The sequence below is a fragment of the Microcoleus sp. Pol7_A1 genome (assembly GCF_036701085.1).
In the GTDB taxonomy this organism is placed as follows: Bacteria; Cyanobacteriota; Cyanobacteriia; order Cyanobacteriales; family Microcoleaceae; genus Microcoleus; species Microcoleus asticus.
In genome coordinates this window covers 104,471-120,931 of record NZ_JAUBQD010000014.1, presented here as the reverse complement: position 1 = coordinate 120,931, position 16,461 = coordinate 104,471, and the positions used below count along the sequence as shown (strand labels likewise).

General features: G+C 43.1%; 19 protein-coding genes and 1 pseudogene. 14 read left to right on the top strand and 6 right to left on the bottom strand.

The window, feature by feature from the left end:
- Window positions 1–315 precede the first annotated feature (315 nt).
- Window positions 316–1,548 (bottom strand): hypothetical protein, encoded by a 1,233-nt coding sequence (locus tag QUA20_RS11190; protein ID WP_333188772.1) that lies wholly within the window; start codon window positions 1,546–1,548, stop codon window positions 316–318.
- Window positions 1,549–1,919: 371 nt separating this feature from the next.
- Between QUA20_RS11190 and QUA20_RS32005 the strand changes: the two genes are divergently transcribed.
- The 6 genes and pseudogenes from QUA20_RS32005 to QUA20_RS11165 form a co-directional block, all read left to right on the top strand.
- On the top strand, window positions 1,920–2,141 hold the full coding sequence (locus QUA20_RS32005) for an element excision factor XisH family protein (protein ID WP_445304667.1): 222 nt from the start codon (window positions 1,920–1,922) through the stop codon (window positions 2,139–2,141).
- Window positions 2,129–2,470 (top strand): XisI protein, encoded by a 342-nt coding sequence (locus tag QUA20_RS11185; RefSeq protein WP_333188770.1) that lies wholly within the window; start codon window positions 2,129–2,131, stop codon window positions 2,468–2,470. The genes QUA20_RS32005 and QUA20_RS11185 overlap by 13 nt, the downstream gene beginning before the upstream one ends.
- 6 nt (window positions 2,471–2,476) lie before the next feature.
- The gene (locus QUA20_RS11180) at window positions 2,477–2,707 is read left to right on the top strand and encodes a DUF4926 domain-containing protein (protein WP_333188769.1); all 231 of its coding nucleotides are present in this window, start codon (window positions 2,477–2,479) and stop codon (window positions 2,705–2,707) included.
- A 35-nt stretch (window positions 2,708–2,742) separates the two neighbouring features.
- Window positions 2,743–3,600, top strand: a complete 858-nt coding sequence (locus QUA20_RS11175; protein WP_333188767.1) for a hypothetical protein — start codon at window positions 2,743–2,745, stop codon at window positions 3,598–3,600.
- 64 nt (window positions 3,601–3,664) lie between these two features.
- On the top strand, window positions 3,665–3,790 hold the full coding sequence (locus QUA20_RS11170) for a hypothetical protein (RefSeq protein ID WP_333188765.1): 126 nt from the start codon (window positions 3,665–3,667) through the stop codon (window positions 3,788–3,790).
- A 105-nt stretch (window positions 3,791–3,895) separates the two neighbouring features.
- Window positions 3,896–4,009 (top strand): annotated as a pseudogene (locus QUA20_RS11165) (element excision factor XisI family protein); the annotation flags it as partial.
- Window positions 4,010–4,034: 25 nt separating this feature from the next.
- On the opposite strand, the gene QUA20_RS11160 reads toward QUA20_RS11165, so the two are convergent.
- Window positions 4,035–4,805 (bottom strand): class II glutamine amidotransferase, encoded by a 771-nt coding sequence (locus QUA20_RS11160; RefSeq protein WP_333188763.1) that lies wholly within the window; start codon window positions 4,803–4,805, stop codon window positions 4,035–4,037.
- Window positions 4,806–4,936: 131 nt separating this feature from the next.
- Between QUA20_RS11160 and QUA20_RS11155 the strand changes: the two genes are divergently transcribed.
- From QUA20_RS11155 to QUA20_RS32000, 5 genes are all read left to right on the top strand, one after another.
- Window positions 4,937–5,164, top strand: a complete 228-nt coding sequence (locus QUA20_RS11155) for a hypothetical protein (protein WP_333188761.1) — start codon at window positions 4,937–4,939, stop codon at window positions 5,162–5,164.
- A 465-nt stretch (window positions 5,165–5,629) separates the two neighbouring features.
- The gene (locus QUA20_RS11150; protein WP_333188759.1) at window positions 5,630–7,549 is read left to right on the top strand and encodes an iron uptake porin; all 1,920 of its coding nucleotides are present in this window, start codon (window positions 5,630–5,632) and stop codon (window positions 7,547–7,549) included.
- Between the two features lie 394 nt (window positions 7,550–7,943).
- The gene (locus QUA20_RS11145) at window positions 7,944–8,273 is read left to right on the top strand and encodes a hypothetical protein (RefSeq protein ID WP_333188757.1); all 330 of its coding nucleotides are present in this window, start codon (window positions 7,944–7,946) and stop codon (window positions 8,271–8,273) included.
- Between the two features lie 112 nt (window positions 8,274–8,385).
- Entirely contained in the window at window positions 8,386–8,652 is a 267-nt protein-coding gene (locus QUA20_RS11140) for a hypothetical protein (protein ID WP_333188755.1), read from the top strand.
- On the top strand, window positions 8,642–8,890 hold the full coding sequence (locus tag QUA20_RS32000; protein WP_445304666.1) for a sensor histidine kinase: 249 nt from the start codon (window positions 8,642–8,644) through the stop codon (window positions 8,888–8,890). Before QUA20_RS11140 ends, QUA20_RS32000 begins: the two co-directional genes overlap by 11 nt.
- A gap of 32 nt (window positions 8,891–8,922) precedes the next feature.
- Here QUA20_RS32000 and QUA20_RS11135 read toward each other — a convergent pair whose 3' ends face one another.
- The 4 genes from QUA20_RS11135 to QUA20_RS11120 form a co-directional block, all read right to left on the bottom strand.
- The gene (locus QUA20_RS11135; protein ID WP_333188753.1) at window positions 8,923–9,813 is read right to left on the bottom strand and encodes a thermonuclease family protein; all 891 of its coding nucleotides are present in this window, start codon (window positions 9,811–9,813) and stop codon (window positions 8,923–8,925) included.
- A 96-nt stretch (window positions 9,814–9,909) separates the two neighbouring features.
- Window positions 9,910–10,512 (bottom strand): ACP phosphodiesterase, encoded by a 603-nt coding sequence (locus QUA20_RS11130; RefSeq protein WP_333188751.1) that lies wholly within the window; start codon window positions 10,510–10,512, stop codon window positions 9,910–9,912.
- A gap of 77 nt (window positions 10,513–10,589) precedes the next feature.
- Window positions 10,590–12,560, bottom strand: coding sequence for an acetate--CoA ligase (acs, locus tag QUA20_RS11125; RefSeq protein ID WP_333188749.1), 1,971 nt, complete (start codon window positions 12,558–12,560; stop codon window positions 10,590–10,592).
- Window positions 12,561–12,681: 121 nt separating this feature from the next.
- Window positions 12,682–12,954 (bottom strand): hypothetical protein, encoded by a 273-nt coding sequence (locus QUA20_RS11120; protein ID WP_333188748.1) that lies wholly within the window; start codon window positions 12,952–12,954, stop codon window positions 12,682–12,684.
- A gap of 225 nt (window positions 12,955–13,179) precedes the next feature.
- Here QUA20_RS11120 and QUA20_RS11115 point away from each other — a divergent pair, with 225 nt between their 5' ends.
- The 3 genes from QUA20_RS11115 (at window position 13,180) to QUA20_RS11105 (ending at window position 16,396) form a co-directional block, all read left to right on the top strand.
- Complete coding sequence (locus QUA20_RS11115; RefSeq protein ID WP_333188746.1) at window positions 13,180–13,566, top strand: hypothetical protein; 387 nt, start codon at window positions 13,180–13,182, stop codon at window positions 13,564–13,566.
- Window positions 13,567–13,926: 360 nt separating this feature from the next.
- Complete coding sequence (locus QUA20_RS11110) at window positions 13,927–14,865, top strand: UDP-glucuronic acid decarboxylase family protein (protein WP_172189985.1); 939 nt, start codon at window positions 13,927–13,929, stop codon at window positions 14,863–14,865.
- Window positions 14,866–15,004: 139 nt separating this feature from the next.
- Complete coding sequence (locus QUA20_RS11105) at window positions 15,005–16,396, top strand: UDP-glucose/GDP-mannose dehydrogenase family protein (protein WP_333188744.1); 1,392 nt, start codon at window positions 15,005–15,007, stop codon at window positions 16,394–16,396.
- Window positions 16,397–16,461 lie beyond the last annotated feature (65 nt).

Below are 16,461 nucleotides of genomic sequence, written 5' to 3'. Positions count from 1 at the left end.
ATATCTACCAAAATGGAATTATCGTGCAGTTCCGACTATTTAGCAGACGCTAATGTTATTAAATTTTCATTCCTAAGCAGAACTCCTAGAAGCCTCTCCTGGGATCACCGCTGCCGATTTAGTCAACGTTTTGGCTGACGCCGATGCCCATTCTGAAGAAATTGCGATCGCTTTGGGGGAACTGGCTCACGATCGATTACCGACTATCAACTACTTTAATGGCTATTGTTTGAGCAGGAGTTATAGCTGTATTGACTGGCGGTGCCAGAGTAAATTATGAGCTCAGCGAGTAATTTATCAGACTCCAGCGCTTTGTTATATTGCATCACCAGAATACTTAAATTTTTTGAGAATAGTATATAAGTCTTGTACAGAATCAACGCTATTAAGCTTGTCTGATGTGAGTATCTTTTTTATTACAGAACGTGCTATTTCAAGCAGAGTTTTATAATCTGCTTGACTAATATCTTTGTTGCCAGAGTGTACAATCTTCGATCTCAAGCCATACAATTTTTTTACGCTTGATTCGAGTTTTAATCTTTCATCGACTGAGCTGCCTAATATAAGAGCTATACTTTCAGAAATTTGATTCATAATTGAGGGAATAATAATGTCCCCTTCGTTATATGTAAAGATAATTTCTAGAGCGATGGCCGCCTTGATAAAAGCACTTTGTGGTGAGGGATCAGCCATTGATTGCCCGATCCATTCAACTGCCAACATAATTCTTTTTTGAAATTTATTAAGATTTTTCTTTGTAGTAAAACCCCAAACAGTGTGATATCCAGTATCCTCGTTTACCAAATATGGCTCATCAAGTCGTATCGGCTCTCTTGGACCATGCGTAGTCGATGAGTTTGACACTTCCCCCACAGACAATATGTAAGCTTTACGCTGACGCCAGCCTTGGTAGTTTAAAACGCCAACTTCAAAGTGATTTGTGGCGGAACCTATGACATATCTTAGGATAAGCTCGAATCGCTCAAAATGTTCGTCAGCAATTTCAATAGCTTTTTCAAAGTGTCTTGCTTCAGCCTTCCATTCAATTAAATATTCGGGATTGTCATTGCACCATATTGGAGGAAATGAATCTGTTTTTGAGTCAAAAATTGACTCAATAAACTCTTTTTGTGAAGCAAACTCGTATATTGTGTAACCGCCCAATATTAAGGGAGTTATGGGGCTGTTTAAAACTATTCCATGTATGTCTCGAAATACAGAAAATGTTTTTATACTTTCCGCCTTAAGCTTTTCCACAAACGATGATACATCCTCGTTTTTAGCTGGGCATTTTTTTGAAAAACACTCTCTAAAATGCTCTTTTAGCAGAGATTCATATTTGTTTAACGTATAGGTGCTTTTAATTTTCTCATCTAAATCAAATGCCCTTGATAGTGCGTCACGATATTGGATTATATTTTTTTTTGTTACGAAGTAGATAGGATTGCCCCCATCGTAAAAAACTGCAAAGGAGACATCTGTCCTCCCCAAAAAATTATCTGTTTCTGCCAATTCTATAATTTCATTTACAATTTCAAGAAGTTTCATGGCTTTCTTTCGCAATAAATATAACGTTCATGTTCAGCGGTTGCCCGTATCCTTAGCAAGGCCCTAGGTAAATAAGGTATTACCACCCTACAACCAAATTAGCAATAATTCCCAAACAAATAGTTTGGCAGTTTAACTAGATATTGACTTGCATATTCGACCCAAAAACCTATCTTTTCGTAAATTAACGCATCTTTTATTTCCTGTCAAGAGCAACTCAAAAAAAAATTAGGATTTGCCAGTATCTACCAGGTTACCGGGAAGTTCCTTGAGAACACAAACAAGTTTGCTCAAGTGTGAAAGCTAGTATTCGACAAAAATCTCTTTTCAATTTAAAAATTCCGGTTGCAAGTCAGTTATAATATTCGTTTATTTTATTCTATGATTTAAAAGAAGCTCTCGGTCAGTATGACATTTATCGTTACGTTTTAGAAGAAACAGCGCCGGATCGCAAACTTTACGTCGCAGTTAGTGCGATCGCATATAAAAGTTTCTTCACTCAAGATGTAATTCAATTAATTGTAAACAGACATCAACTTCCGCTAATTATCGTAAATACAGAAGTAGAGGAAATTGTGCAATGGATAAACTAATCGAGTATCCCCAATTAATCAAACGTATTTTGAGCGAGTATGTAGAATTGTGCCGCCATCCTCAACCAGACATCGAGACATTCTTGATTACCGACGAAGAAAACGGTCATTACATCTGGATGAATCTTGGCTGGGAAAAGGGCGATCGCATTACCGGTATCACTGTTTACGTTCGGATTCGCGATCGTAAATTCTGGATCGAGGAAAACTGGACAGAAGATGGGATTGCAACGGATTTGGTGCGTGCAGGAGTTCCCAAGGAAGATATCGTGTTGGCATTTCACGAGCCGGGAATGCGGCAATACACCAATTTTGCAGTAGCTTCTTAGCACTTCATGAAACTTTATTCAGATGTCATCTTGCTGTGCAACCTTCCAGAAGAAGGACTTTATGCCGGCGATATTGGTACGGTTGTAGAACAGCATCACCTTGAAGGACTAGAAACAAGTTATAGCGTTGAGTTCTTCGATCCGTTGGGAAACACTGTAGCAGTTGCGACGCTACCTGGAAGTTATTTGCGATCGCCCACAAGTGCAGATATACATACAGTTAGACTTGTTAACTGATATCATGTATAGAATTAGGGAAATCAACAAGCAAAATGATTCAATCCATACCGAAAATATCCATCAAACCTGGATACCGTCCCCAGTCGGATGATAAAACTCCTGAAGCTGATGCAATTGATTTTTACCTACTGCGGCAACTCACCAATTCCCAACGGTGGCAAATGGGGGCAAAATTAAATCGTTGGGCAAAAACTGTTAGCTTGCGCGGGATGAAAAAAGCTTGTCCCTCAACCTACAAAGAGCGATTTGCTCGATCGATATTAGGTAGCAAGTGGTTGCCAATTTTAACCCCCACCAGTGAGCCCTCTATGTGGACGCAAGACCCCAGCGAAATTGCTAGACTGTTGCACCCAATTTTTGAAACATTAGGTGTCTCTTATTATATTACAGGAGGCGTTGCCGCTTCTGTCTATGGCGACCCGAGAACAACACGCGATTTAGATTTAGTAATTGAATTGCTCCGGAACAATATTTTTCAATTAGTTGAAGCACTAGAAACGGCTGGTTTTTACTGCCCTCCGGGTTCGGTAGAAGATATTCAAGAGGGTAGAGGGATGGTGTTGAGCGTCACTCACATGACTTTAGTATTGAATGCTGATATTGTGCTGAATTCTAATACTGAATTCGATCGCTCAAAAATGGCAAGACGACGATTAGAAGCGCTTGACGAAGCTGGTGTAGAACAATTTTGGGTTGCTTCTCCTGAAGATATTGTGTTGGCAAAACTGCTCTGGCGGCAACAGTCTCAGTCTCAAAAACAATGGAATGATGTTTTGGGAATTCTGAAAGTCCAATCAGAGAATTTGGATCGGGGTTACTTAACAGAGTGGGCCCAACAATTGGGGTTGATTGATGATTTGAACCTAGCTTTTACTGAATCTGGGATTTGAGGCGATCGCAATTCGCGCAGTGCGATGGCAAAAAAGGTCGATCGATAGTAGAGAAAATAGTACAATGGATAAACTAACCGAGTATCCCAAACTAATCAAGCGTAGTTTGACTGAGTATGTAGAATTGTGCCGCCATCCTCAACCAGACATCGAGACCTTCTTGATTGTAGACGAGCAAAACGGTCATTAATTCTCCTATTCTTCAATCTAAAATCTAAAATCTAAAATCTAAAATCGATTGACTGTTTACCTTCGGATTCGCGATCGCAAATTCTGGATCTAGGAAGACTGGACAGAAGATGGGATTGCAACACATTTTGTGCGTGCAGGGGTTCCCAAGGAAGATATTGTGTTGGCATTTCACGAGCCGGGAATGCGGCAATACACAGATTTTGCAGCCGCTTCGTAGCGGTAATTTAACTTAACTCCAGCGGTTAAAAATTGACCGGGCAACCATCCTGAAATACCAGCAATTCTCCCGGTTGAATTTGCATCCACACTTCGTCATCAGTCAGCGGAAAAGTGGCAATAACAGCCACGCGATCGTCCTCATTTGTCAGTTCCCGGAAATCGACTGTTACATCTTCGTCGATCGAGTGCGCGCTAGCAAAAGGTGCTTGTCGCACAATATAATGCAGATTAGTAGAACAGTGTGCGAACAAGTGTTCTCCATCAGAAAGTAAATAATTAAAAATTCCGTACTCTGCCAAAGTTTTAGTGATTTCGTTCAGTACCGGGTAAATATCCGTCACACTAGGCTTATTTAGAGGGAAACTTTTTCGCAGCTTTTCTAATATCAAACAAAAAGCTTTTTCGCTGTCAGTTTTGCCAACAGGTTTGTAAACTCCGGCACATTCGGGATTAAAATTTTCGAGATTTCCATTGTGAGCGAACACCCAATAGCGCCCCCAAAGTTCCCGAATAAAAGGGTGGCAGTTTTCGAGAGCAATTTCGCCTTGGGTAGCTTTGCGGATGTGAGCAATGACGTTAGTTGAATGAATGGGATAGCGACGCACTACTTCAGCAACCGGAGAAGCAATCGCAGGTTTAGAGTCTATAAAAAGGCGACATCCCAAACCTTCAAAGAAAGCAATTCCCCAACCGTCTTGATGAACGTCTGTTCTGCCACCTCTTGCAGAAAAACCCTCAAAAGAAAAGCAAATATCTGTTGGAACATTGCAGTTCATTCCCAGTAATTGGCACATAGCTTTTAAATTTGTGGAGTTTGAATGGATGTCGCAGCTATTGGCAGCTACAGATTGGCGATGATAGTATTATAGTATTAACGGGTTTAAATGAGTTAAATATACTTAATATTTTTGCTTTGTCAACCGTAATGATACAGAACTTAAAAAAATTAGCGATCGCTAAAAAAATCGCTCGCGTTTCCCTCATAACGATGTTAATCGATAACTCGCTCGGCACTTTTTCCCGTGCAGACAGCGAGTATAAAGTGTTAGCCGATATCCGGGAAGGAATTGATAGCACTTTGATGATTTTGCAGCACCCTTTGAATATCAATAATAACCGTTCGGCTATTCAACTTATCAAAAATTATGGCTAGATTAGTTTGTTTAAATGCTATTATAACTGAATCCGGTGTTTATGAATGGTACTAAAAAAGGCGCTCGATGATTTATAAAAAGCTAAGCAAATGTGTATTTTTGCATCGATTACATCTGCACCCAACATCATTACTATTACTACTTAGTTATATGAGCAAGAGCGAGATATTTTGATTAAAATCAAAGACAATGGCACAGGAGTGTCTGAGTAAATAATATCGTAGATTTTTGACTCTTCATTAACTACAAAATCTGTTGGGAAAGGAACGGGAACCGGATTGTCAATCAGCCGTCACATAGTGAAAGAAACCGAGGGCGACAGTTTGACTTGTTCGTCGGTTTTGGGAGAAAAAACGGAATTTACGATCGCCCTTCATCTCGAATAGTGCGTGAAGCGTAGCTATCCCTTAGGGAATCGCCTTTTTTCTCACTTTTTTGGACAAATCTTAACAAAGTATAATAAAATGAAAAATCAAAAGTGCGATCGACAAATTTGGAAAATCCTTAGCAGCTTAATAGTAGGATTCGGATTGCAGGGATTATTGAGCGTTCCAGCATTAGCAGAAACGACAGATCCTGAAACAACAGCAAATAGTGCAAATTCCGAAGATCCAGTTAATGAATGGTATCAATTACCCGCACCGACAAATAATCTACCTGATAATTTAGATCGTAATCCCGATCGACAATCAGTCGAAAATTCTCACAATGTAGATGTAACTTCACCGATAAACCCCACATCGGAGCCGCCCGTACCTATGGCGAGTGAGATAGAAACTCACATATCCGAAGCCAGCGAAACGCAGCCTGCAGAAATACCTCCGTTAATTGAAGAAAATAAATTAGCAAATCCCCCATTAATTTACCCTACTGAAAACTCAATAGAACAAGTTACATCAGTTTCCCAACTCAGCGACGTACAGCCCACAGACTGGGCATTTCAAGCACTGCAATCCTTAGTAGAAAGATACGGCTGCATAGCTGGATACCCTGACGGAACCTATCGCGGAAACCGCGCCCTCACCCGCTATGAATTTGCATCCGGAGTCAATGCTTGTTTAGATAAAATACGCGAGTCTATCGCCAAACAAACCCAAAACCAAGTCAACCGAAATGACTTGATCAAAGTGCAAAAATTGCAAGAAGAATTTGCAGCAGAAATTGCCACACTGCGAGGTCGAACTGACATTTTAGAAGCGCGAGCTACCGAACTAGAAGCCAATCAATTTTCAACAACAACTAAGCTGTCGGGATTCACAATTTTTGGGATACAAGGGCGCACACCCAACCGTGCGGATCGCGCTCCCAGAGACGGTAAAAAAGATACCAAAGACCCCGGTACAAATGTCAACATTATCAACCTAAATCAATTCTACTTAACCACTCAATTTAGTCCTCGCAGTAACTTATTAATCGGTTTTTACAACCAGAACGGAAGCAATTCACCACAATTAACCGAAGACGTAAACCTTGCTTATAATTTAGCCGAAACTTCTGGATTAACGGTCAGCGACCTCAACTACCGCTTTCTGGTCGGCGACAAATTGGCAGTGTTTGCAGGGACAGCAGGAGTTAACATGGTTACCGGTTTTCGAGGGCCGAATCGGGTCGAAAGTGCAGCTTCCGGCCCCCTTTCTGCCTTCGCTCAAAGAAACCCTATTTTGAACACTGGTTTGGGTTTAGGCGGCATCGGCATTGACTGGCAATTTGCGAATCGAGCCAGTTTGCAAGCAGTTTATTCTACTAACATTCCCGGATTCTTTGTTAGTTCTAACGGGTCTGAAGGACACAATACATTGGGTGTACAACTAACTCTGACACCAGCCGATCCTGTCGATCTTACTGTGTATTATGTTAACGATTATTCGCCTAACGGTAATTTAATTAATTTGGCTGGCGATGGCCAGTTAACTGCTATCAATCCTAGCACAAATAAGTCAGCATCTCTGCAAACAAATGCAGTGGGAGCCAGTTTAAATTGGCGCCTTTCATCGCGAGTTTCTGTGGGAGGTTGGGCTGGTTATACTAATTCTCGCATTCCGGGTAAATCTGGTACAGTAGCAACTACAAATTATATGGTTTTTGTAAATTTTCCCGATTTGTTTAAATCAGGAAGTTTAGGAGGAATTTATATCGGGCAACCGCCTAAAATTGTCAGCAGCAATTTACCTACAGGCAATAACGTTCCTGATTTTTTAGATACGGGTTTAGGGCGATCGGGCGGGCAACCCGGAACGACTACTCATGTAGAGGTATTCTACCGCTGGCAGGTGAATGATAATATCAGCGTCACCCCTGGATTGATCTTGATTTTTCAACCCGGTCACACTCCCGATAGCGACCCGATCTCAGTTGGTGTATTGAGAACTTCATTTTCTTTTTAAGAGTGTAATGCTGTGGGGGGTTTTACTAGATCGATCGCGAATTGCAAACAATTTTGGTGAACCCGCCCCGGAGAAACGACCCCCAAGAAAATTTAATTTTGTGGAACCGAAACCCTGCCTGTTAAGCGAGAAAGGTGCTTTTCGGTCACCAGACAGTGATTAAAACCCCAGCGGGATGTCCTAAGATTTTTTCTCAGTAAAAACCCGCTACTTTTACTGAAACTTTACATTTGGTAGTAATTTACCCGTTTATATCTTTCTTTCTTACATACAAGTACGTAATTTTTAAGTTAAAAAAAATACGCATAAACACGCTTGAAATATAAGTTTTGCTCATTTAATCTATTATTAAGACGCAGTAATAACAGTTCTTTAGGTTTAGGTTTAGATCGATATGATTAAATCAACGGGCTATTTTAGGTTCCTAGGCTTTGCTGTAATTTATGCTATGACTGCCTATCCGTGTCAGGCACAAACGACTGTCAAATCGCAGATAAATGTAACTGAAACACAAAATATCACAAGTACCGAGTCAGCAGATGTTGCTAAAACTTCTGCGAGCGATATCGGGAAAAATCCTAATATTTCTAAATCGTTTACCGTCTCAGAATTGAATAGCACACTTCCTAACTCTCGTCCTCCTATAACAACTCCTCAAAATAAATCTGTACGCACAAATCCCTTAGGATGTCGATTTTTTGATACTCCTTCAATGCAGCAATAAATGTTTCTGCATCTCTTGATCAATAGAATATCATGGCTGAATAGAGGTCGATCGCTTCCTAGCATCATCCTCTATTTATTTGCGCGATCGCGAAACTTGCCAGGTACAGCCAATGCTAAAACAGACCGCAATTTTCAGACAACTTCCTTTATCAAATCAAGCAATCCCAAAATTATCCCTGCAAACCATCCCGATCGTTCCAATTGTCCTACAAATTTGCGCAGCCCTAGGTTTAACTGGATATTTATCATTCCCCAACGGACAAAAAGCCATTAACGATTTGGCAAATCGACTCAGTAACGAAGTTAGCGGAAGAATTACATCTCCATCGCACCAACAGCCAGCCAACTATTTGAGTTTCCACAGAGATTACCGCTGAAAATTGTGCGATCGTCCGCATTCAAGATAATGGGCCCGGTATAGCCGGAAATGTACTATCCAAGATATTCGATCCTTTTTTCACCACAAAACCTGTAGGCAAAGGAACAGGTTTAGGATTGTCTATAGCCGAGCGGATGATGCGAGATAAACATCAAAAATATCTGATTTGCACGTCTAAATCAGGAGAAGGGGCAGAATTTGCGATCGTATTTCCTAAGAAAATTAGATGCAGTTAAAAAGATTGATGAAATTAACTCTAGTTTAAATATTATCGGGGAAAATCTGAAAGTTGTTTGATATTCTTTAAAACTATTTGAGGCTTCCCTTTGTATTGTTCTACCTTCCCGCTGACATACACATATCCCCGTCCCAGACCCGCATAGCGCTTCTCGATCAGCCGCTTCAACGGAGCCATTTCATCAGTTTCAGCATCCGGTATCCACAAGTGTAATTTATGATAAACCGAACCTGCATAAATCAGAGCATTACCGTCGATCCATTTATTAATTCCCGCCTGCAAATCGCAGAAAATAGTAATAGATTTAGCTGTCTCAGAAGCCGCTAAGATTTTTGGGTAGTGCAACCTCACAGAAAGCGCTCCTGCGGTTGCTTCGGCAAACCGAAACTCTTCAACAATCGAGCTTCGCATCGACCACCAAGGCAGTAAATAACCATAGTTGCGAGAGGGAATTTTGGCATTGGTAATCGGATTCCAAATCATCAGATTGTAAGCTTTTGCCGCCGATTCTGCCTCAGTCATCTGTCGGTGATACAATCTGGATCGCCCGTATTTGACAAAGTAGGGACTCCAGCCTTCTGCAATCAGTTTAAGATTGTAATTTTCTCCATCTTTATGCACGTAACAGAGGAGACGCCCGTAGTTGTCGCGGTGTTTTTGTAGAGCCACTTCAACCGAATCGGCTGTATCAAATTCTATGTCAATTTTAGCAAGTCCACCATCTGCTGTCGCGAAGTATTTTTTAGCCATTTCCGAAGCTGCTTTCCCCGCTGCAGTTATAGGTTTGGAGCCTCCCGAATGACTTTCTTCTGTATCGACGCAAATCAGTCGCAGAGACTCGGTTTTGCCGTTGAGAGAAATTTTGATGCTGTCGCCATCAACTACTTTAGTTACTTGCAGGTTCGGAATTTTGGTTGCCATATTTTGAACCCTGTTGCACTCGAGATTTCATGCAGGTATCGGTTGAATTATACACGAGTTCGCTATCAATAGCAACTGTAATTTTTGTTGTTTGTATTAATATTTGTCAACTGTGGCGTATTTTATCAAGTCGGGGAAAAAATCCCGAAAATCAGATTCTAAGCGCTGATAGTTAGCTGTCAAATCTTCTATGCCGCTTGCCAAGTTATTTGTCCGCTTGATTCGGGCAGACATTCTTGTAAGAGTGAGCCCGATTTCGGCAATTTCCTGATAAGATGAAAGCAAGTCGCGGGCAATTATTGTTGGCAGTAACCGCTGGAGAGATTCAGGCAATATATCGCGATTGTCTTGCAGGACTTTATAGACATGGCGAGAAAAATCGGGAAGCGGAATTTCTGAATATTCCATCCAATTTTTAGCCAAGAAGTGGTCGTAAAACACGTCAATCAAAACTCCGGCAAACCTGCGTCTATCGGCGCAAACAAGGCTTTTACTCGATCGCACTATTGGGTGAGAGTCCGTGTAGCTATCTACTTTGCGGTGCAAATCGATGCCCTTTCTAATTTCCTCGGGATAAAGGTTGACGGCCGTTCCTTTGACAAAATCTCCTAAGAGGTTGCCAATCAGGGATTCTGGCGTGCCTTCTGATAAGAATAGATGAGCCAAATAATTCATTTCTACAGTAAAAATATCTAACATAGCATAAGGAGAAAGAGTAAGGTGCGCCCGGTCGTGCACCCTACTGCTATTAAGAACCTGCTCTTAAAGAAATCCCCCTACGAACCTCCCCGCAACTTATCCAAAACCGTCCGGTCTTCCAAAGTCGAAGTATCCCCAGAAACCTCTTGTCCCGCAGCTAAAGAACGCAGCAACCGGCGCATGATTTTGCCGCTGCGAGTTTTCGGCAAAGCATCAGTAAATCGAATTTCGCCGGGACGGGCGATCGCCCCAATTTCCTTAACAACGTGCTGCTTCAATTCCTTGGCCAATTCTTCGCTAGGCTGCTGCGAGTTGTCCAGCGTCACAAAAGCGACAATTTCCTCACCTTTAATCTCGTCGGGTTTGCCAACAACAGCAGCTTCCGCCACCGCTGGATGCGATACCAAAGCTGACTCAACTTCCATCGTGCCGAGTCGGTGTCCGGCCACATTAATTACATCGTCAACGCGGCCCATTACCCAGAAATAACCGTCTTTGTCCTTGTGCGCGCCGTCTCCTGCAAAGTACACAAATTCCCCATCTTTCGGCTGCAAATATTCCCAATAGGTGCGGCGAAAACGATCGGCATCGTTGTAAAGCGTCCGCATCATTCCCGGCCAAGGATGTTTTACCACTAAATAGCCGCCGCTTTCGTTAGTTACTGGTTCGCCATCTTGGTCAACAATATCGGCCACAATTCCGGGGAACGGTAGGGTTGCAGAACCGGGTTTTGTAGGAATTGCACCGGGCAAAGCGGTAATCATAATTCCCCCGGTTTCTGTTTGCCACCAAGTATCGACGATCGGACAATTCGAGTTGCCAATTACGCGCTGATACCACATCCAAGCTTCAGGATTGATCGGTTCGCCGACGGTTCCTAACAATCGTAAAGATGACAAATTGCGCGCATTCGGCAAGTGTTCGCCCATTTTCATGAATGTTCTGATCGCAGTGGGTGCGGTGTAGAAAACGGTGACGCCGTATTTTTCGATCACATCCCAAAAACAGCCTGGGTTGGACGCGCGGGGCGCACCTTCGTACATGATTGTGGTAGCGCCGTTGGAAAGCGGGCCGTAGATTATGTAACTGTGGCCTGTAATCCAGCCTACATCTGCGGTGCACCAGTAGACATCGGTATCGTGGAGGTCGAAGATCCACTTGGTTGTCATGTGGGTGTAAAGGTTGTAGCCACCTGTGGTGTGGACCACTCCTTTGGGTTTGCCGGTACTGCCCGAAGTGTAGAGTACGAACAGCATATCTTCGCTGTCCATCGGTTCGGCGGGGCAGTCGGCGGAGGCGTCTTTTTGCAAGTCGTGCCACCAAAGATCGCGCCCGGGTTCCATGTGCACTTGCTGTTTGGTACGCTGGACGACGATAACGTTGGTAACGCTTGGTGTGACGTTGTTGGCGAGGGCTTTGTCTACTTGTTCTTTGAGGCCGACGGCAGCATCTTTGCGGAAGCCACCGTCTGCGGTGATCACGAGTTTTGCTTCGCCGTCGTTTAGCCGATCGCGCAATGCTTCTGCACTAAAACCGCCAAAAACAACGCTGTGTACTGCACCGATTCTGGCGCAGGCTAGCATGGCGATCGCAGCTTCGGGAATCATGGGCATATAAATGCCAACGCGATCGCCTTTTTGGACTCCCAATTGTTTGATGACGTTCGCCATTTGGCAGACTTCGCGGTGGAGTTGCGCGTAGGTGAGGGTGCGGGAGTCTCCGGGTTCACCTTCCCAAATCAGGGCGGCTTTATTTTTGCGCCAAGTGGTTAAGTGGCGATCGAGACAATTGTAAGAAATGTTAATTTTGCCGTTGACAAACCATTTAGCAAAAGGCGGTTGCCAGTCGAGCACGGTATCCCAGTTTTGGAACCAGTGCAATTCTTGGGCGGCAAGTTCTGCCCAGAATGCTTGGGGGTCTGAAGAGGCTTTGTCGTAGAGAGCGCGGTACTCTTCTAAGCTTTTGATGTGAGCTTTTTCGGAGAATTCAGCGGGCGGCTGAAATAGCCGTTTTTCTTGCAGAATTGATTCGATGGTATCTTGTGACATTGCTTTTAACTTTAGCTTCGGTTAGTCTTTTTAACTATTGTTTGCATAAGTTGGGGCAAAAGTATGTTTATTTTCCTTAAGACTTTGGGGAATTTTGTAAATGTTGGGACTGTATTAGAAATTATGGTAGCCGTAAATGCTCAATTTTATCTTGGTACTCATCATCAAACGATCCTTGATAAATCAAAATCAGTTCGTCAATATTTTGACCAATACTCAGCTTGGAATTTAGAATGAAGATTCCTGGGATATGGCAATTTTGCTCTAGACGATCTGTTAAATGAACGGGCATAGAGCGACGGTTGTTGGTAGCAAGAATGAAATTGTGGATTTCGCACCAAATAAGAATTTCTGGATCGAGAGTGCCTTTGGAAGGTGCTGTTAGTTCTCCCACTGCTATAACAATATCGGGATTGCGCCTGCGAATTTTGTTGACATACGATCGACATTTTCATCAAAGAGATATTGGAGCGGCATCAGCCTTTCTCCTTGCATCTCTTTCTGCTCTCTGTTTGCGGATTTTTTCATATACTGGACGAAGATTGCGACGTTGTTCTTCTCGCATTTTATCGCCCCATTCCAACCATTCGGTTATGTACTGACCGACTGCTTCTTTGTTGTGCAGGTAGTACAAAATGGTCGCATAAACCTGTTCGATGGTGAGGGATGTATAAATGTTGGCAATTTCTTCGGGAGTTCGAGCGCGGACGGAATTTCTCAGTTCAATCCAGACTCAGTTGCTATCCTCGCAGAACGCTTAATGAGACAAAGACTGCGAACTTTATTAGACTCGGACACTTATTTCGCCTTCGAGGCAAATTTAGCGGCTCATAACTTTGCTCGATTATTGATAAACTGTAAAACTAAAGGCTACACAATCAACCTAATTTACTTCTGGCTGCAATCTCCAGAAATGGCAATTGAACGGGTGCAACCCTGGGTTGAAAGTAGCGGACTTTCTATTCCAGAAATCGAGATAATTTCTCTCATATTACTTTTCCGATAAATCCACCCTGGTTTTTTCAAATAAGCCCGTGAAGCGCAGCTATCCCGTAGGGCATCGCCCAACGTCAAACCGAAGTCATCAAATAACCAATAACCAATAACAAATAACCCAACTATTGTCAACAGTATTTTTTCGGAAATAACATTCAAGGTTAAATAAAAATTGCCAGCTAAGATTTGCGAATTATAGCACTTTGTTCAAAGTATTTGAAAATGCTAAGTTAATTAAAGATTTTATGAAGGTGACGCATAAGTCTTTACATTGTCGATCGCAATTTTGTTATTCTATTAGAAAGTTTCATTCGAGCGACTGAATTTTTGTACTCCAGTCCTACCCCTAAACAGAACGGCAGTTTCCACAATGAGAATTTTAGTCACAGGCGGTGCGGGTTTTCTCGGTTCCCACCTAATCGATCGCTTAATGGCCCAAGGACATGAGGTAGTCTGCCTGGATAATTTTTACACCGGTACTAAACGCAATATCCTCAAATGGCTGGATAACCCATACTTTGAGCTGATCCGCCACGACATCACGGAACCGATTCGGTTAGAAGTAGATCAGATTTACCATCTGGCTTGCCCCGCTTCGCCAATACACTATCAGTACAACCCTGTCAAGACAATTAAAACAAACGTCATCGGCACGATGAATATGTTGGGATTGGCCAAACGGGTAAAAGCAAGATTTTTTCTCGCTTCCACTTCCGAAGTGTACGGAGATCCTGACGTACATCCACAAACAGAAGATTATCGCGGCAACGTTAATTGTATCGGGATCAGATCGTGTTACGACGAAGGGAAGCGAGTAGCTGAAACCTTATCTTTTGATTACCACCGTCAAAATGGGGTAGACATTCGAGTTGTGCGAATCTTCAATACCTACGGCCCCCGGATGTTGGAAAATGACGGCAGAGTAGTGAGCAATTTTATTGCTCAAGCTTTGCGGAATCAACCGCTGACAGTATACGGCGACGGTTCCCAAACACGGAGTTTTTGCTACGTTTCTGATTTGGTGGAAGGATTTATTCGTTTGATGAATAGCGACCAAATCGGGCCGATGAATTTGGGGAATCCCGGCGAATACACTATTTTGGAACTTGCAGAAAAAATTCAAAATATGATTAATCCAGGGGCAGAAATTATCTTTAAACCGCTGCCGGAAGACGATCCAAAACAGCGACAACCCGATATTACTCGTGCTAAAACTTGGTTGGGCTGGGAGCCAACTGTGCCGCTGGATAAAGGTTTAGAGTTGACTGTGAAAGATTTTCGCGATCGCATTGAGGGAAACCAAAAGTAGAGACTGCGAGAGGGAGAGACTGGGAGAGGGGGAGGGAAAAAATCTTCCTTATTCCCAATTCCCGATTCCCAACTCCCGATTCCGAATTCCCGATTCCCAATTCCTACCTGATCTATTTACTAGCTTTGAGGAGATTTCTATGCAAGTTTGTGTTATCGGTACAGGATATGTTGGCTTAGTCACAGGCACTTGTTTGGCTCACATCGGCCACCACGTGATTTGCGTAGACAACAACGAAGAAAAAGTTAAATTAATGAAGTCTGGACAGTCGCCTATTTTTGAACCCGGACTGTCTGAATTAATGTCCTCTGCATCTGCGGCGGGCAATCTAGAATTTACTTCGGATTTAGCAGCAGGAGTCTCTCACGGGGATATTTTGTTTATTGCCGTGGGGACACCACCTTTGCCTACTGGGGAAAGCGATACTCGCTACGTGGAAGCGGTTGCTCGTGGAATTGGAGCTCACCTCGACGGCGATTACAAAGTCATTGTCAATAAATCTACGGTGCCGATAGGTTCCGGGGACTGGGTGCGGAGGATTGTCCTCGACGGTTTGGCGGAACGTCAAAAAGCTCAAACCAATGATGCGGCGGCTACGGGTGAGGAAGTAGCAGCAAAAAAAGGTGTGGTATTTGATGTGGTTAGCAACCCGGAGTTTTTGCGGGAGGGCTGTGCTGTTTTCGATACTTTTAATCCCGATCGCATTGTTCTCGGCAGCAACTCTCGGCGGGCTATGGATATGATGCTACAGTTATACCGGCCGATTGTCGATCGCAAGTTTGCAGAAAATCCGTCTTTGCCGGAGGTTCCTGTGGTGATGACTGATATCAGTTCAGCGGAGATGATTAAGTACGCAGCTAATGCTTTTTTGGCTACGAAGATTAGCTTTATTAATGAAGTTGCTAATATTTGCGATCGCGTCGGTGCAGATATTACCCAAATAGCGAAAGGTATCGGTTTAGATTCGCGGATTGGTGGCAAGTTTCTGCAAGCTGGCATTGGTTGGGGCGGTTCTTGTTTCCCGAAAGATGTCTCAGCTTTAGTTCACACTGCTGAGGATTACGGTTACGAGGCGCATTTGCTGAAAGCGGCAGTGGAAGTAAACGAACGCCAGCGGTTGATTGCTATTGAAAAGTTGCAGCACGTTTTGAAGATTCTCAAAGGTAAAACAGTCGGACTTTTGGGTTTGACTTTCAAGCCGGATACTGACGATTTGCGGGATGCTCCTTCGCTAAATTTAATCGAGAGTTTGAACCGATTGGGAGCGAAAGTTAAAGCTTACGATCCGATTGTTTCTCAAACTGGGATGCGTCACGGTTTGTCAGGAGTTTTGGTAGAAACTGACCCGGAAAGGTTGGCCGACGGTTGCGATGCTTTGGTGTTGGTGACAGACTGGGAACAGTTTCGCAATTTAGATTACGATAAGATGGCCAAGTTGATGAATCATCCGGTGATGATTGACGGCCGCAATTTCTTAGATAAGAAGGCTTTAGAAGCGGCTGGTTTCCAATATGTGGGAATTGGAAGGTAAAGAAGAGTTTTGATCGAAACCTCTATCCCGTAGGGTGCGCCGAAGCGCACCTTACAAACGAGCAT